Here is a 17,127-nt window from a genome sequence, read left to right on the forward strand (position 1 = left end):
CTCCAACTGAATACACCCAATCCCATGTAGGAACTGCCGAAGGCTGTGATCTTTTGATCTGCTTTGGCTCTGGCTCTGGCTTTTGATGTGGCTTTTGATCTTCTGCCCCTTCGGCAGGCCGAGCGTAGGTGTTCATCAGGGGGTAGGCGCGCAGCGCCATGCGGCGAAGCCGCATCCATCGAGAGGAGGTGCAGCGAAGCAAACCGGAGGCGATGCCCCCGGATGGACACCGTAGCGAGGGAACACTGAGCCTAAGCGAAGTGCCGTACGCCGGGGCAAAGCCTTTTGGGTTACCTTTTCGGCGTTTGGAAAAGGTGACTCGCTGTAAGAGCGAAACCATAGGAGGCCGTTACCGCAGCAACGGATATACACCCAATCCCCCCAAAAAACCCAGATCAAAAGATCGTCCGAACGCGGCCCGAGCCTTCATCAGCTCCTACACTGGTATTTACGGCTTATCCCAAAAGCCCAGACAACCACCAAAAAAGGAGTCTGCCCCCATGCCCGATAGAAAATGCGACTGCCCCAACTGCAAATGCACCATCAAGGAAGGCGACCACGCCTACGCCGTGCACGGTAAACACTATTGCTGTGAAGCCTGCGCCCACCACCACAAGGGCGGTGAAGAGTGCTCAAGCAAAGGCTGCCATTGCGCCCACCCCAAATAACCGCGCGCAAAAAAAGTGGAGCCTAATCAGGCTCCACTTGCAGTTTCAGGCTTTCATCATCCAGCCGTTCGGTACGGCGAACCGTGCCTTGCAGCCGTCGACCGTCAACCCTGACTACCACGGTTTTCGCCTGGTCGAGGTCTTCCGGTAACGGCGCCGGTATGCGCAGGGCGAAGCTATAGGGATCGTCTTCGACAGCCTCAAGACCCACCTGACAGTCCACGCTTTTGGTGATACGTCCGAACAGGGTGTCCAGTCCGTAATCCAGATGCGCCGGGCTGAAGATGCTGGTCATTGTGTACGCCCCCAAAGAGTCCCCATCGCCTGACGAGAGTCTAGCTCGCCGGTCGCCATGTGACGTTTTCCACGCCGAATTTCTCCGCCATCGGTTTGCTGGTCTTTTGCACTTTTTCCCGGCCGAAACGCGGGATGCGACCCACACCGGCGTCGCAGCTTGCCCAGTGCCACGCTTCGGCGTTGTCCATTCTGTCCGAGCGGATAATGAACGACTTAGGCGTGCCGTGAAGGGTGTAATCGATGACAAACAGTTTTGCGTTGTTCATAAAGCCCGTAATCCTCCCTGTGGTATTAGAAGGATCGCGGCGCGTCGGGAAAATTCACTCGGATTGTCCGACGGTATCTATCGTTGTCGACGCTGTGACCGACTGGTTACCATGCGCCTTCCGCCAACCCCAATGAATGTTCGCCATGGCCCTCGCCGCACCCCCCGATCTCACGGATACCGATGTGCCGGTGCAACCGCTGGCGCGTACCTATCCGCGTGGTTTGTTCATCGAGCCGCACGAGCATGTCTGGGGGCAGTTGCTGTATGCAATGAGCGGGGTGATGTGGGTTGAAACCCCGCATGAGGCACTGGTGGTGCCGCCGCAGCGCGCGGTGTGGTTGCCACCCGGGGTGCCGCATGGAATTCGTGTGGTGTCGGACTTGCAGATGCGCAATATCTACCTGCGCCCGGTACTGGCGGCAACGCTGGATCCGACAGTGCAGGTGATTGAAGTCGGAGGGCTGTTGCGCGAGTTGATCGTCGGGCTGGTGGAGCAGGGCTATAGCGGTGAGCCGGCCTATTACGACGCGTTGGTCGGGCTGGCGTTGCTGGAGCTCAAGCGTGCCCGGCGCTCGCAATTGAAGATCCCGCTGCCGGACGATTCCGACCGGCGCCTGATGAATCTGTGCCAGGCGGTGATGGCGTCACCGTCGCTGGACATTCCGTTCGAACAGCACGCGGAAAACGCCGGGGCGAGTGTGCGCACGCTGGCGCGGCTGTTCAAGGACAGCCTGGGCATGGGCTTCGCCGAATGGCGGCGGCAGGTGCAACTGGCGACGGCGGTGGCCGAGTTGATTCAGGGCGTGCCGGTGAGCGCGATCGCTCGCGAGCTGGGGTATTCGCCGAGCAGTTTCAGTGACATGTTCCGGCGCGAACTGGGCGTGGCGCCTTCGCAATTTACGATCACCTGAACGCAATCCCTGTGGGAGCGGGCTTGCTCTCGAAAGCGGTTTGTCTGTGAAGCATAAAGTGACTGACCCGCCGCCTTCGCGAGCAAGCCCGCTCCCACATTTTTACCGTGTTGTACTCAGGATTGCGGGACGCCGTTTTCCCACGCCGACCAATTTTTCAGATTGTCCTGCACCAGCGGATTGCCGGCGCGGAAGAGGTTTTCCAGCGCCGGCTCCCCTGACACCGCAAAACACCTGTGGGAGCGGGCTTGCTCGCGAAAGCGGTGTGTCTGTGAAGCATAAGGTGACTGACCCGCCGCCTTCGCGAGCAAGCCTGCTCCCACATTTTTTACCGTGTTGTACTCAGGATCACGGGACACCGTTTTCCCACGCCGACCAGTGTTTCAGGATGTCTGCACCAGCGGACTGCCTGTGCGATAGAGGTTCTCCAGCTACGGCTCCCCTGACACCGCAAAACAACTGTGGGAGCGGGCTTGCTCGCGAAAACGGTGGGTCTGTGAAGCATAAAGTGACTGACCCGCCGCCTTCGCGAGCAAGCCCGCTTCCACAGGGGACGGCAGAGAACGCGGGAATTGGCCGAAATTCAGAAGTCCTTGGCCGACACCTCTGCCGATCCTTCCCTAGACTTTGCCCATTCCTTTCACGCGGCGGAGTTTCCTCCATGAACTACCTTATTTCGCTGGCCATCGGTCTCGGTGTCGGCCTGCTCTATGGCGCGCTGGATTTTCGTTCCCCGGCACCTCCGGCCATCGCGCTGGTGGGGCTGCTGGGCATGCTCGCGGGTGAGCAGCTGTGGCCGATGGGCCGGCAACTGGTCGCCGGTTGGCTGTCCTGAATTCCTTTTCCCTTTGATGGATGTCCTCATGAAAGCACTGCAATTCGATAAAACCGGCGATCTGTCTTCCCTGCATTTCGTCGACGTACCGACCCCGGTGCCCGGCGCTGATGAAGTGCTGGTCGAGATCAAGGCGGCCGGTCTGAACCCCAGCGATGTGAAGAACGTGCTCGGGCGTTTTCCGTACACCACGTTGCCACGGATTCCCGGGCGTGATTTTGCCGGTGTCGTGGTCGAAGGCCCGCAGGCGTTGCTCGGTCAGGAAGTCTGGGGCACCGGGCGTGAGCTGGGCTTTTTCGCCGATGGCTCGCACGCGCAGTTCGTCAAACTGCCGGCTAATGGCGTGGCGCACAAACCGTCGCACTTGAGTTTCGCCCAGGCGGCCAGCCTCGGCGTGCCGTACACCACGGCGTGGGATGCGCTGGAGCGTAGCTTGGTGACGGCTGAAACCCGTTTGCTGGTGATCGGTGGCGGCGCGGTGGCCACGGCGGCATTGGCGTTGGCCAAGGTGCGCGGTGCGCAGATACTGGCAGCGGCGCGGCGGCCGGAGCAGGTCAAGGAGTTGCAGGCGCAGGGCTTCCAGACGATTCAGCTGGATAAACCCGAAGACCTCGGCGCGCAGGTCAACGCGGTGTACCGCGGCGGCGCTGACGTGATCTTCGACACCACCGGCTTCTGGCTGCCGGCCTCGGTGGCGGCACTAGCAGCGTTCGGCCGCATCGCGATCATCGCCGCGCCGGTCGACGGCCACGTGCAATTGCCGGCGCTGGCGTTGTACCGCAAGGGCGGTTCGGTGGTCGGGATCAACTCGCTGTTGTACGGCGTGCAAGCCTGTGCGGCGATGCTCGAGCAGTTTGGGCGGTTCTTTGATGAGGATCTGTTGCCGTTGCCGCAGGGGTTGGTGCAGGTGCCATTGGCGGAGGGGGTGGAAAGCTACGCGCAGGTGAATCAGGGCAGTGGCGACAAGGTCATCCTGATTCCCTGATCTTCCAGACACCGTATAGCCTGTGGGAGCTGGCTTGCCAGCGATAGCGGTAGAACAGTCGATGGAGATGTTGACTGAACTGATGCCATCGCTGGCAAGCCAGCTCCCACAGGGTTATTTGTTGGGCTCAGGATTGCGGGACGCCGTTTTCCCACGCCGACCAGTTTTTCAGAATGTCCTGCACCAGCGGGTTGCCGGCACGATAGAGGTTTTCCAGCGCCGGCACGAACCCGCCCTGATCGGCGTATTTCAGCAGATTGTCCACTTCACTGCCGCCCGGTGCCGGCCGATCAAAGTCAGAGCCGGCACGCACCACGGCCAGACGCTGCACATCCACCAGACCTTCGCGACTGGCACGCAGCAGCGCTTCATAGGTGGAGTTGTCTTCCTGTTGTGTGGTGCAGTATTCACCCTTGTTATCGGTCAGCAGTTTGGTCCAGACCTCGGCGCGTTCGCTCAGGCGTGTACCCGAGAACCAGGTGTTGCCCGCCAACGTGTCGCAGCGCGTGACCACCGGCGGCTGGTTGGCCGGGGCCGACGGGTATTTCCGGCGCCACGCCGCCGACTCCTTGCTCTCGCTCAGTTCGACCTTGTGGCTCAGGGCGAAGGCTTTGGCCTGCAGTGTCGGGTTGAGTTCGAAGACTTCGGTCTTGTAGTCCAGCGGCGGTTTTTCATTCGGACCCTTGGTGTTGATGCCCAGGTAGCCGGTCGGCCAGCTCGCCGGCACATCGCGCGAATCCAGCTCCCATTGCGTACCGAATTCCACCAGGTAATGCGCCCACGCAGCGGTGCCGATGGTCCCGTGTTTCGGGCTGATCCCGGCGATCCCGGCGATCAGGAAGTAGCTTTTGCGCAGATCGAATTTCGGCGACAGGGCCAAGGCCAAGGTTGAAGCGGCGGCGTTGGTCTGGCCCATGCCGGTGGTCAGCAGGCACACCTGTTGCGTGTTGCAGCGGATGGTCGGGTACTCGGCGGACAGGCCCGGTACGCGGATTTCCTGCTTGAGATCGAGGCGCTCGATCCAGTTCTGCGCCTCGGGGGCGAACATGGTGATCAGCACGACTTTCGGCTGGATCGGCGCTTCAGCCGCCCAGGTGGTGGAAGAGAGCAGGGCCGCAGCGGCCATGGTCAGACGCGTCATTGCTTGCATGAGAATCTCCTGATTTCAGAACTGGTAGCCGATGCCGGCGTAGTAACCCCAACCGTTGGAGCGCGCGCGGAAATTGCCGTCGCCGAAGTTCAGCTCGCTGCCGTCCTCCCAGTTGCCGCCGTTGTGGAAGTAACGGCCGACCAGGGTGAAGCGCAGGTGGGTGAACGAGTACAGCAACACGTTGGTCGCCACCGTGGCATTGGCGGTGCGTGCCGGGTTGTCCTTGTGGATGTCCGAACCGAAGTCGAAGTTGGTGAAACCGATGTAGGTCAGCGACGCGCCGTTGCTGAATTTGTCGATGGGCACGATGTACTTGAGCTGCGCGCGGTAGCCGTCCCATGAATACTCATTGCTCGCGCCGTAGTTTTCCCACTGGTAGCGCCCGTACAGGTTGGCCGACAGGTTGACCCGCGAATGGGTGTCGATGTCGGTGCCGAAGCCGCTGTACAGGGTGTTGGCGCGGTTCTCTTTACGGCTGCCGTGATCGTAGATCCAGTCGAACGCCACGTACCATTCCTTGAACGGGCCGATGGCCAGGCTGCGGCCGGCGAGGTAGTCGATGGAGATGCGCGGCTCGTGTTCCATGAACACCGGTGAGCCGTGATCCCACACGCCTTTGTCGTGGCTGTTGCCGATGTTGAAGATCTTCGGAATGTCGACGTAGCCGTACAGCTCGAACGGACCCTTGCGCCCGAAGTACTCGTATTCCAGATAAATGTCGTCGGCCGGTTGCGGCCCGAAGCTGATGTCCTTGCTGCCGATCAGCGTCAGGTCCTGGTTGTACCAGTCCGACAGATACGCGCCTTTTTTCGGCGGGGCAGCTTCCGGGCTGAGGGCTTCGCCCTGAGCGGATTCGTCGGGCAGGGCCGGTTGCGCCAACGCGCTGTGGCTGAGAACTCCGGTAACGCCGGTCAGTAGCAGGGAAACAGCAAACGTGCGCGCAAACGGGGCGCGAAGAAGGGAAGCAGCGTGCATTCAAAGTCCTTTTTTTGCGGATCGAGGCCCGGGTTCTGCGGGTCTGTACGGTTTTGTTACGAAAAAGCCGTTATAGGCAGGTAGCAAACGTTTGCACAAGGCGTACCAGTTTCTTTTAAACGCTGAAATTCTCCTGTGGGAGCGGGCTTGCTCGCGAAGGCGTCGGGTCAGCTGACACATCCTTCATAGATACACCGCTTTCGCGAGCAAGCCCGCTCCCACAGGGTTAGTCAGGTGTCGCCAAACCCAGTGTTTACTGGCCGAAACCCGCGTTCTAGACGGTTCTAGTATTAAAGTATTAACACCATTTAATCAGTGCCCCATCGCGGGGCGTCTACTAGCTTGTCAGCCAAGACGCGGTTTTGTGATGACCGTCGCAGTCTTGATTCGCGTGTGGAATAAGCACGTTTCCCACGCCTTCAAGGAAGAATTTGGCCACGACAAGGAGTAGCCCGTGGAAGCAAGGTTTGGTGTCGCCCTCGTTTCGCGTTTTTCCCCTCTTTCCCTTGCTGTGCACCTGAGCGTTGCCGGGCTGTTGTTCGGTGGGGTCAGCGAGCAGGCGCTCGCGACCTGCTCGGCGGCAGGTTCGACGATTACCTGTTCGGGCGTCCCGACGCTGCCGCTGTTTCTCAATGACTACAGCAGTGCCACCAGCGGCCTGACGGTCAACGTCACCAACGGGGCGCAGATGAACGCCACCCTGGGCGGCAAGGTGCTCAACCTGACCGGGGCCAACATCAACCTGAACAACTCCGGCACCCTCGACCCGGCCTTGCTGGGCCTGGTGTCGATCCTCAGTGGCGGTGCGTTCATCGGTACCGGCGCGACCAGCACGGTGAGCATCGTCAACAACGCAACCGGGCTGATTCGCGGCACCGGCATGTTGCTCGGGCTCAACCTGACCAGCATCGACGGGCTGGGGATTGCCGTGAACAACTCGGTGTCGGGCACCACGACCATCACCAACGACGGCACCATCACCTCCACCGGGCTGTCGGTCGGCGGCATCACCCTGGCCGATACCCCGGTGGTCGGGGTGTATGGCGGTTCGCAAGTCAACATGACCAACAGTGCCAGCGGCACCATCAATGGCCGGATTGCGTTCGAAACGTCAGTGGCGGGCAACACCTTCACCAACGCCGGCAACATCACCGGCGGTGTGTCGATGGGGGCGGGCAGCACCAACACCTTCTACGCGATCACCGGTTCCAGCGTTAACGTCGGCGACGGTGTGCAAGTCTCCGTCGGCCTCGGTGGCCTGATCGGCATCAACCTGACCTTCGCCCCGACCGGAACGGTCGATGGCGGCGCGGCGGGTACCAACACGCTGATTCTGCAAAACCCGATCGGCCTTGGCGGCGGCACCACCGGGACGGGCACGGCGTCCAGCGCCACCTACGTCAACTTCAACAACCTGACCCTCAACAGCGGCACCTGGACTTTGCAGGGGCCGTTGGTCAGCGGTGCGACCACCCTCAATGGCGGTGTCGCGCAGTTCAATGACAACGCGGCGTTCGGCAGCGGCGTGCTGACGTCCAACGGCGGGATCCTCCAGGCCAGCAATGCCGGTTTGACGCTGGCCAACCAGATCAACCTGGGCGCGAGCGGCCTGACCCTGCAGGGCATCAACGGCATGACCCTCAACGGGGTGATTTCCGGCACGGGCGGCCTGACCAAGATCGGCAGCGGCCAGATCAACCTCAACGGCATCAACACCTACACCGGCAACACCGTGCTCAACGGCGGTGTGGTGCTGGTGGGCAACAACCAGGCGTTCAGCACTGGGGGCATCACCGTTGGCGGCTCTTCGAGCATCTCGGCGACGGCGCCGATTTCGCTGGCGAACGCGATCACGCTCAACAGCACCCTGACCGCGACCGGCGCCGGTGCGTTGACCCTGGGCGGGGTGATCAGCGGTGCCGCCAACCTGACCAAAACCGGCAGCGGCAGCCTGACCCTCAACGGCATCAACACCTACACCGGGATCACCAGCCTCAGCGCCGGGACCTTGCGTGTCGGCAACAACAACGCCCTGGGCACCGGTGTCCTCAACACCAGCAACGGCACCAGCCTCGACAGTACCGGCAACGTGACCTTGGCCAACAACGTCGGCATCACCGGTGCGTTGAACGTGCTCGGCAGCAATGCGCTGACCTTGGGCGGCATCGTCTCCGGCACTGGCGCGATCACCAAAAGCGGCAGCGCCAGCCTGACCCTGACTGGCAACAACACCAACAGCGGCACCACCGCACTCAATGGCGGCAGCTTGCTCGTTGGCAGCAACACCGCCCTCGGCACGGGCGCATTGAACGCGGCGGCCGGCACTACACTGGATGCGACCACGGCGGTGACGCTGGCCAACGCTGTGGCGCTGGCGGGCGGGCTGACCATCGGTGGCACTCAGGCGTTGGGCCTGAGTGGCGTCATCAGCGGCGCCGGCAACCTGATCAAGGGCGGCACCGCGAACCTGACCCTCAGCGGCAACAACACCTTCTCCGGTGGCACCGCGCTGAATAACGGGACGCTGATCATCGGCTCCAACACCGCACTGGGCACCGGCGCACTGACCACGGCGGCGGGCACCACCCTCGACGCCAGCACCACCGTGGCGCTGAGCAACGCGGTCGCCCTCGGCGGCAACCTGAACATCGCCGGCAATGCCAATCTAACCCTCGGCGGCATAGTCAGCGGCAGTGGCGGGCTGACCAAGAACGGCGCGGCCAACCTGATTCTCAACGGCGCCAACACCTTCAGTGGCGGAACCACGCTGAATGCCGGCACCCTGACCGTTGGCAACGCCGCCGCATTGGGCAGCGGCGACCTGACCGTCGCGAATGCCGCGACCCTCGACAGCAACACCTCGGTCATCCTCAACAACAACGTCGCCCTCAACGGCAACCTGGCCATCGGCGGCAGCAACGGCATGATCCTCGGCGGCGTGCTAAGCGGCGCCAGCCAGTTGATCAAGAACGGCACGGCCAACCTGACCCTCAACGGCGCCAACACCTTCACCGGTGGCACCGCGCTCAACGCCGGCAGCCTGACCGTCGGCAACGGCGCGGCACTCGGCACCGGCACGTTGACCGTGGGCGGTGCGGGCGCAACGCTTAACAGCAGCGCCAACGTGACGCTGAACAACGCGATTGCACTCAATTCCAACCTGACTGCCGGCGGCGCCAACCCGCTGACCCTCGGTGGCGTGATCAGCGGCGGCAGCAACCTGATCAAGACTGGCGCTTCGACCCTGACCCTCACCGGCGCCAATACCTACACCGGCTCTACGTCGCTGAACGCCGGGACACTGATCGTCGGCTCCAACACCGCGCTCGGCACCGGCGTGCTCAACGCTGGCAACAACACCACGCTGGACGCCAGCACCGCGACCAGCCTGGCGAACAACGTCAACCTCGGCGGCAACGTGACAATCGGCGGCAGCAACGCGCTGACCCTCGCAGGCGTGGTCTCCGGGGTCGGTGGTGTGACCAAAAGCGGCCCGGCCGACCTGATCCTCAACGGCGCCAACACCTACTTCGGCAACACCGCGCTGAACGTCGGCAAGCTGATTGTCGGCAGCAATACCGCGCTGGGCAGCGGTGCGCTCAACGCGGCAGCCGGCACCACGCTGGACACCAACACTGCCGTCACGCTGGGCAATCAGGTCAACCTGGCCGGTGCGATGAACATCGGTGGCAGCGCCGATCTTACCCTCACCGGAACCGTCGCCGGTGCCGGCAGCCTGGTGAAAAACGGCGCGGCCAATCTGAACCTCAACGGCACCAACACCTACGCCGGCGGCACCACGCTGAACGCCGGTACGGTGACCGCCGGCAACAGTTCGGCGCTCGGCACCGGTGCGTTGACGGTCGGTGGTGCGGCAACGCTCGACAGCAGTTCGCCGCTGGTCAGCCTGGCCAACGCGGTCGTGCTGAACGCGGCGCTGAGCGTCGGCGGCACCCAGGACCTGACCCTCGGCGGCGTGATCAGCGGTGCCGGCCAACTGGTCAAGAACGGCAGCGCCAACCTGACCGTCAACGGCACCAACACCTTCAGCGGCGGCAGCACGCTCAACGCGGGTACGCTGACACTGGGCTCGGCCGCTGCCTTGGGCAGTGGTGGCCTGACCGTCGGTGGCGCTTCGACGCTGGATACCAGCACCGGCATGAGCGTCGGCAACAACATCACCCTCAACGCCGGCCTGACCCTGGCCGGCAGCAACACCCTGAACCTGAGCGGCGTGATCGATGGCGCCGGCAGCCTGACCAAGGACGGCTTTGGTGATCTGACGCTCAGCGGCAACAACACCTTCACCGGTGCGCTGAACATCGCCTCCGGCAGCGTCACCACCGTGAGCAGCGGGGCGCTGGGCAACACCTCCGGCGCCAACATCAGCGCCGGTGCCAATCTCTATCTCAACAGCAACGCCAGCCTCAACGGCCTGAGCGGCAGCGGCAGCGTGCAGATCGGCGGCGGCAACACATTGACCGTGGGCGGTGTCAGCAGCACCAGCACCTTCGACGGCGACCTCGGCGGTAACGGCGGCTTGACCAAGGTCGGCACCGGGACGTTGAATCTCACCGGCATAAACGGCATCACCGGCAACACCAACGTCAACGGCGGTACGCTGAACCTTACCGGTTCGCTGGCCAGTTCCCAGCTCAACGTCAACAACGGTGCGACCCTCACGGGTACCGGTTCGGCGCTTGGCGTGATCACCATCAACAACGGCGGTCATCTGGCGTTGTCCTCGGGCAACACCTTGTCTGCCGGGTCACTGGTGCTGGCCGCCAACAGCAATGTCGACGCGAGCCTCGCCACGCCATCGACCACCTCGCTGATGAACATCGGCGGCAACCTGACCCTCGACGGCAACCTCAACGTCACCGATGCCGGCGGCTTCGGCGTGGGTGTCTATCGCCTGTTCAACTACACCGGCGCACTGACCGACAACGGCCTGACCGTGGCCGGTGTACCGGTGGGTTATGGCCTCGGCGACATCCTCGTGCAGAGCCTTGGCAATCAAGTGAACCTGGTGGTGTCGGCACCGAACACCAACCTGCGTTTCTGGGACGGCAGCCAGACCATCCCGAACGGTAATGTGGACGGCGGCACCGGTACATGGACTGCCGGCGGCACCAACTGGACCAATTCCAACGGCACGCTGAACCAGACCTGGGCCGGCGATTTTGCGGTGTTCCAGGGTACGGCCGGTACAGTGTCGGTCAACGGCACCCAACTGTTCACCGGGATGCAATTTCTCACCGATGGCTACAACGTGGTTAACGGCACGTCGGGGCTACTGACCGCCGTCAACGGCACCGGCGGCACCACGGCGATGCGGGTCGATCCGGGCGTGACCGCCACGGTCGGCGTGGACATCAACGGCAGCGGCATCCTCAACAAACTCGATGCCGGCACCCTGGTACTCAACGGTGCCAACAGCTACACCGGCGGCACGCAACTGGACGGCGGTACCCTGGTGGTCGGCAGCAACACCGCACTGGGCACCGGCGCATTGATTGCCAACGCTGGCACGCAACTGGACAGCAACACGGCCGTGACCCTGGGCAATGCCGCCACGCTTAACGGCAATCTGACCCTGCTGGGCAGTAATGCGCTGACTCTAAACGGTGTCATTTCCGGCACCGGCGGCTTGATCAAGAACGGTTCGGCCAGCCTGACCCTCGGCGGCAACAACGCTTTCCTCGGGCCGGTGGCGCTGAATGCGGGCGGCTTGATTCTGGCGTCGAACAGCGCGCTGGGCTCGGCCACTCTGAACGCGGCGAGCGGCACCACACTGGATGCCAGCGGCGCCTTTACGGCGGGTAACGCGATCAATCTGGCGGGCAACCTTGATGTCGTCGGCAGCAACGATCTGACACTGAGCGGCGCGATCAATGGCGCCGGCAGCCTGACCAAGAACGGCGCGGCCAACCTGATCCTGAGCGGGGCCAACAATTTCCTCGGCGGCGTCACCCTCAACGCCGGCACACTGACCGCCGGCAGCAACGGCGCACTCGGTCTGGGCAACCTGACCGTGGCCGGTGCCTCGGCGCTGGACAGCAACACCGCGGTGTCGCTGGGCAACAACGTGGTGCTCAACGCCAATCTGACCAATACCGGCAGCAGCGACGTCGCGCTCAGCGGCGTGGTCAGCGGCACCGGCGGTCTGATCAAGAACGGCGCGTCCAACCTGACCCTCAACGGCATTAACACTTACAGCGGCGGCACCACACTGAACGCCGGCACCGTGACCCTTGGCACCTCGGCGGGCCTGGGCTCCGGCGCGGTAACCGTGGCGGGTGCGTCGACCCTCGACACCACCGCGCCGCTGGTGCTGGCCAACAACGTCAACGTCAATGCCAACCTGAGCGTGGCTGGCAACAACAACCTGACGCTCGGTGGCGTGATCGCCGGCGCGGGCACCCTGACCAAGAATGGTCTGGCCGACCTGACGCTGTCCGGCAACAACACCTTCAGCGGCACCTTTGATGTGCAATCGGGCAGCCTCACGACACTGGGCAACTCGGCACTGGGCAGCAATGCCGGGGTCAACCTCGGCGCTGCGTCAACTCTCAATCTCGGCGGCTCCGGCAGCCTCGCCAGTCTGACCGGTAGCGGCACCGCACTGATCGGTGGCGGCAACATCCTGAGCATCGGCGGCAACAACGCCAGCAGCCTTTTCGCCGGTGTCCTCACCGGAACCGGCGAATTGAGCAAGCTCGGCACCGGAACGCTGACCCTGACCGGCCTCAACAGCCTGACCGGCAACACCACGGTCAACGCCGGCACCTTGAACGTCAGCGGCTCGCTGGACAGCGCCAGCGTACTGGTCAACAGCGGCGGCACCCTGACCGGCGGCGGCTCGCTCGGCGGTGCGGTGACCGTGGCCGACGGCGGTCATCTGGCCGGCGCCACCGGCAGCACCCTGTCGGTGAACTCGCTGGTGTTCAACGCCAACTCCAATTTCGATGTCGGACTGGGCACGCCGGTTTCCGGTGGCGGCAATGCGCTGGTGAATGTCGGCGGCAACCTGACCCTCGACGGCACCCTCAACGTCAGCGACATCGGCGGTTTCGGCAGTGGTGTGTACCGGTTGATCAACTATACCGGCGGCCTGACCGACAACGGCATGCTGATCGGCACGGTGCCGGGCAGCGTCACCCCGGGCGATCTGACTCTGCAAACCGCGCTGGCCAACCAGATCAATTTGCTGGTCACTGCACCGGGCGTCACCGTGCAGTTCTGGGACGGCAACCAACTCGTCGCCAACGGTTCGGTGGATGGCGGCAGCGGTACCTGGGGCGCCGGCACCACCAACTGGACCGACGTCAACGGCACCACCAATCAGGCCTGGACCAACAACTTCGCGGTGTTCCAGGGCACGGCGGGCACGGTCACCGTGAACGGCGCACAAACCATCACCGGCATGCAGTTCGTCACCGATGGCTACAGCCTGCAGGACGGCACCGCGGGTTCGCTGAATCTGGTCAACGGTTCGTTGGGTAACGCCACGGTTCGAGTCGATCCGAACGCCACCGCGACCGTTGGCGTGGCACTCAACGGCAGCGGCACCCTCGGCAAATACGACACCGGCACGCTGGTGCTCAACGCCGCCAACGGCTACACCGGCGGCACCGCGCTCAATGGCGGCAAGATCGTCGTGGGCAACAACGCAGCGCTCGGCAGCGGTGTGTTGACCGCTGCGGACGGCACCGCGCTGGACAGCAACGCGGCCGTCACGCTGGGCAACGATGTGGTGGTGAACGGTGGCCTGACTGTCGCTGGCAGTAACGCCTTGACCCTCGACGGCGTAGTCAGTGGGGCGGGCAACCTGATCAAGTCTGGCGCTTCGAGCCTGACCCTCAACGGCAGCAACACCTACAGCGGTGGTACTCAGCTCGCTGGCGGTACGCTGGTGCTGGGCAACAACAGCGCAATCAGCAGCGGTGCACTGAGCGTGACCGGCAACGGCAGCCTCGACAGCACCTCGGCGCTGCAACTGGCCAACGCGATCAATCTGGGGTCGCAACTGACCCTGGCCGGCAACCAGAACACCACGCTGCTCGGCACCATCACCGGCACCGGCAGTCTGGTGAAAAACGGCAGCGCTGACCTCGTGCTGAGTGGTGCCAATACCTACAGCGGCGGCACTACGCTGAACGCTGGCACTACCACTGGCGACACCAGCAGCCTGCAAGGCGCCATCGTCAACAACGCGGCGCTGACCTTCGCGCAGAACGCCGACGGCAGCTACACCGGTAACCTGACGGGCGCCGGCACGCTGAACAAAACCGGCACCGGCCAATTGCTCCTGACCGGCAACAACACCTTCACCGGTGACACTTCGGTGCAGGCCGGTAACCTGATCGTCAACGGCGTGCTCAACAGCGCCAACGTCAACGTCGCCAGTGGTGCGAAAGTCGGTGGCAGCGGACAACTGGGCGGCAACGTGCAACTGGCCAGCGGTGCGACGCTGACCGGTGGCGGCACGGCTACACCGTTGTCGGTCGGCTCGCTGGCGCTGTCCTCGGGCACCAACCTGGACTTCAGCCTCGGCTCGGCCGCCAGCTCCACCACGGTGGTCAACGTCGCCGGTAACCTGACCCTCGACGGCACGCTGAATATCAGCAACGCCGGCGGTTTCGGCACCGGGGTCTATCAACTGTTCCGCTACGGTGGCAGCCTGACCGACAATGGTCTGGTCTACGGCAGCCTGCCGGTGTCGGCGGCCAACCTGACCCTGCAAACCGCGATCGCCAATCAGATCAACCTGTTGGTACAAGGCACGCCGGGTGAGGTGCAGTTCTGGAACGGCGGCACTACCAACCCTGATGGCAGCATTGGTGGCGGTAGTGGCGTGTGGGGCCCGGGCACCAACTGGACCGATCCGAGCGGCACTCAGGCGCTGGCGTCCAATGGTCAATTCGCAGTGTTTGGTGGCCAGGCGGGTACCGTCACTGTGCAGGGCAATCAGAACTTCACCGGTCTGCAGTTCCTCACCGGCGGCTACAACCTGGTGCCGGGCGCTAGCGGTACGCTGACACCAGTCAACGGTGCCGACGGCAGTCTGGCGCCAGTGCGGGTCAATGCCGGGGCCAGTGCTGAAATCGACGTGCCGCTGATCGGCACCGGCGGTATCGAGAAACTCGATTCCGGCACCCTCATGCTGACTGGCGCCAATACCTACAGCGGTGGCACCACCGTCAGTGGCGGTACGCTGATCGGTAACACCACGAGTCTGCAAGGTAACATCACCGACAACGCCACGCTGGTGTTCCAGCAAAACACCGATGGCCAGTTCAATGGTGTGCTCAACGGCACCGGCGCGCTGTTCAAACGCGGCGTGAGTCGCCTGTTGATGGTCGGCAATCAACCGTTCAGCGGTACGGTTTCCGTCGATCAAGGCCTGCTGCAAGTCGGCAGTCGTGCGGCCCGGGCTTCGCTGGGCGCACTAGTCACGGTCGCCAACGGCGCAGGCCTGAGCGGTAACGGCAGCGTCGGTTCGGTGGTCAACCACGGTGTGGTGGCTTCCGGTGGCGCTGACGGCACCTTGAGCGTGGCCGGCAACCTGACCAACAGCAGCGATGGTGTACTGGCGCTGACCGTCAGCTCGCCAACCGCCACGCCACTGGCGGTGGGTGGTACGGCGGCATTGGGCGGCGGTCTGGTGGTCAACAGCCTGGCGCCGTTCACCGGCAATACCACTTACTCGCTGATCACCGCGGGCGGTGGTGTGACTGGCACCTTCAGTGCCGCCGATCTGCCGCAGTACGCGTTCCTCGACAGCTCGCTGGTCTACGGTGCCGATTCGGTGACCCTGGCCGTGAGCCGCAACGGCAACTCGTTCGCCGACGTCGCTGCCACGGGCAACCAGCGCGGCACCGCCACGGCACTGTCCAATAACGGTGCGGCCGGTGCGGCGTTGCAGAACCAGATCGTCAACCTCAGCGTGGCCGGTGCACGCAATGCGTTCGACAGCCTCTCCGGGGAAATCCACGCCAGCACCGCCAGCGCCATGCTGGAAGACTCGCGCTTCATCCGTGAGGCGGTCAATGACCGCATGCGCCAGCCGTCGTGCAGCGCTGCGGATGATCCACGCAAAACCCTGGCACCGAGCGACACGCAACTGAGCAGCAACGGCTGCCACGGAGAAATGGTCGGCTGGATCCGGGCCATTGGTGCCTGGGGCGACATGGGCGGCGACAGCAACACGGCGAAAGTCGATCGCAACCTCGGCGGTTTCATGCTCGGCACCGACAAGGCGCTGGATGACACCTGGCGTGCCGGGATGGCGGCCGGCTACACCCGCAGCAACCTCAACGCGCATGATCGCAACTCCGATGCCAAGGTCGACAGCTACCACCTCGCCGGGTATCTGAACTCGCAATTCGATGCACTGGCGGTGCGCCTCGGCGCGGCTTATAGCTGGCACAGCATCGAGACCAAACGCGATGTCAGCGTCGGTACTTACAACGATCGCCTGAAGGCCGATTACGACGCGCGCAGTGCGCAGGTGTTCGGTGAAGTGGGTTACGCGATCAACGCGGCAGGCGTTGCCATCGAACCGTTCGCCGGCCTGGCCTACGTCAACTACGACAGCGACACCGGTAAGGAGAAAGGTGGGGTGGGGCGCTTGAAGGCCGACGCCGATCAGGACATCACCTACTCGACCCTCGGTGTGCGTGTCGGCAAATTGGTGACCCTGGCCAACGGCAGCCAACTGACGCCACGCGCGGCCATCGGCTGGCGGCATGCCTACGGCGACACCAAACCTGACGCCGACCTGACCTTCATCGACGGCGGCGCCTCGTTCAGCACCCAGGGCGTACCCATCGCCAAGGACAGCGCATTGCTCGAAGCCGGCATCGACTTCCAGGTCACCCCGACCGGCAAGCTGGGCATCGGCTACTCAGGCCAGGTGTCGAGCGACAACAACGACAGCGCGTTCAACATCAGCTTCAGTCAAAGCTTCTGAATCATGGTCGAAGTACTTTAGCCGCCCGAAAGGGCGGTTTTTTTTCATCCGCTGGCTAGTTCT

At 63.4% G+C, this 17,127-nt stretch carries 9 protein-coding genes; 5 read left to right on the plus strand and 4 right to left on the minus strand.

Features of this window, described 5'->3' with window-relative positions; all coding sequences use genetic code 11:
• The first annotated feature begins 500 nt into the window (after window positions 1–500).
• Entirely contained in the window at window positions 501–668 is a 168-nt protein-coding gene (locus H043_RS29985) for a metallothionein (RefSeq protein ID WP_081730276.1), read from the plus strand.
• Window positions 669–690: 22 nt separating this feature from the next.
• Here the strand turns inward: H043_RS29985 and H043_RS0123020 are convergent, their stop codons facing one another.
• A complete protein-coding gene (locus H043_RS0123020; protein WP_027613848.1) occupies window positions 691–963 on the minus strand; it encodes a hypothetical protein in 273 nt (90 codons plus the stop codon).
• 40 nt (window positions 964–1,003) lie between these two features.
• On the minus strand, window positions 1,004–1,231 hold the full coding sequence (locus H043_RS0123025; protein WP_027613849.1) for a DUF6555 family protein: 228 nt from the start codon (window positions 1,229–1,231) through the stop codon (window positions 1,004–1,006).
• Between the two features lie 145 nt (window positions 1,232–1,376).
• Between H043_RS0123025 and H043_RS0123030 the strand changes: the two genes are divergently transcribed.
• The 3 genes from H043_RS0123030 to H043_RS0123045 all read left to right on the plus strand — a co-directional run bounded on the left by H043_RS0123030 (window position 1,377) and on the right by H043_RS0123045 (window position 3,964).
• A complete protein-coding gene (locus tag H043_RS0123030; protein ID WP_027613850.1) occupies window positions 1,377–2,144 on the plus strand; it encodes a helix-turn-helix domain-containing protein in 768 nt (255 codons plus the stop codon).
• A gap of 661 nt (window positions 2,145–2,805) precedes the next feature.
• Window positions 2,806–2,979 (plus strand): DUF1427 family protein, encoded by a 174-nt coding sequence (locus H043_RS29990; protein ID WP_007969534.1) that lies wholly within the window; start codon window positions 2,806–2,808, stop codon window positions 2,977–2,979.
• 28 nt (window positions 2,980–3,007) lie between these two features.
• Complete coding sequence (locus H043_RS0123045; protein ID WP_027613851.1) at window positions 3,008–3,964, plus strand: zinc-binding alcohol dehydrogenase family protein; 957 nt, start codon at window positions 3,008–3,010, stop codon at window positions 3,962–3,964.
• A gap of 127 nt (window positions 3,965–4,091) precedes the next feature.
• On the opposite strand, the gene H043_RS0123050 is transcribed toward H043_RS0123045, so the two are convergent.
• On the minus strand, window positions 4,092–5,114 hold the full coding sequence (locus H043_RS0123050) for a purine nucleoside permease (RefSeq protein ID WP_027613852.1): 1,023 nt from the start codon (window positions 5,112–5,114) through the stop codon (window positions 4,092–4,094).
• Between the two features lie 15 nt (window positions 5,115–5,129).
• On the minus strand, window positions 5,130–6,089 hold the full coding sequence (locus H043_RS0123055; protein WP_027613853.1) for a nucleoside-specific channel-forming protein Tsx: 960 nt from the start codon (window positions 6,087–6,089) through the stop codon (window positions 5,130–5,132).
• Window positions 6,090–6,543: 454 nt separating this feature from the next.
• Here H043_RS0123055 and H043_RS0123060 point away from each other — a divergent pair, with 454 nt between their 5' ends.
• Window positions 6,544–17,064 (plus strand): autotransporter-associated beta strand repeat-containing protein, encoded by a 10,521-nt coding sequence (locus tag H043_RS0123060; RefSeq protein WP_027613854.1) that lies wholly within the window; start codon window positions 6,544–6,546, stop codon window positions 17,062–17,064.
• The last annotated feature ends 63 nt before the right edge of the window (window positions 17,065–17,127 follow it).

The organism is Pseudomonas sp. URIL14HWK12:I6, from assembly GCF_000514195.1.
Lineage (GTDB): Bacteria > Pseudomonadota > Gammaproteobacteria > Pseudomonadales > Pseudomonadaceae > Aquipseudomonas > Aquipseudomonas putida_A.

Bases quoted from the DNA above. Each gene is read 5' to 3' on its own strand.
- H043_RS29990 (WP_007969534.1), top strand. From the start codon at position 2,806: ATGAACTACCTTATTTCGCTGGCCATCGGTCTCGGTGTCGGCCTGCTC.
- H043_RS0123030 (WP_027613850.1), top strand. From the start codon at position 1,377: ATGGCCCTCGCCGCACCCCCCGATCTCACGGATACCGATGTGCCGGTG.
- H043_RS0123050 (WP_027613852.1), bottom strand. From the start codon at position 5,114: ATGCAAGCAATGACGCGTCTGACCATGGCCGCTGCGGCCCTGCTCTCT.
- H043_RS0123020 (WP_027613848.1), bottom strand. From the start codon at position 963: ATGACCAGCATCTTCAGCCCGGCGCATCTGGATTACGGACTGGACACC.
- H043_RS0123055 (WP_027613853.1), bottom strand. From the start codon at position 6,089: ATGCACGCTGCTTCCCTTCTTCGCGCCCCGTTTGCGCGCACGTTTGCT.
- H043_RS0123025 (WP_027613849.1), bottom strand. From the start codon at position 1,231: ATGAACAACGCAAAACTGTTTGTCATCGATTACACCCTTCACGGCACG.
- H043_RS29985 (WP_081730276.1), top strand. From the start codon at position 501: ATGCCCGATAGAAAATGCGACTGCCCCAACTGCAAATGCACCATCAAG.
- H043_RS0123045 (WP_027613851.1), top strand. From the start codon at position 3,008: ATGAAAGCACTGCAATTCGATAAAACCGGCGATCTGTCTTCCCTGCAT.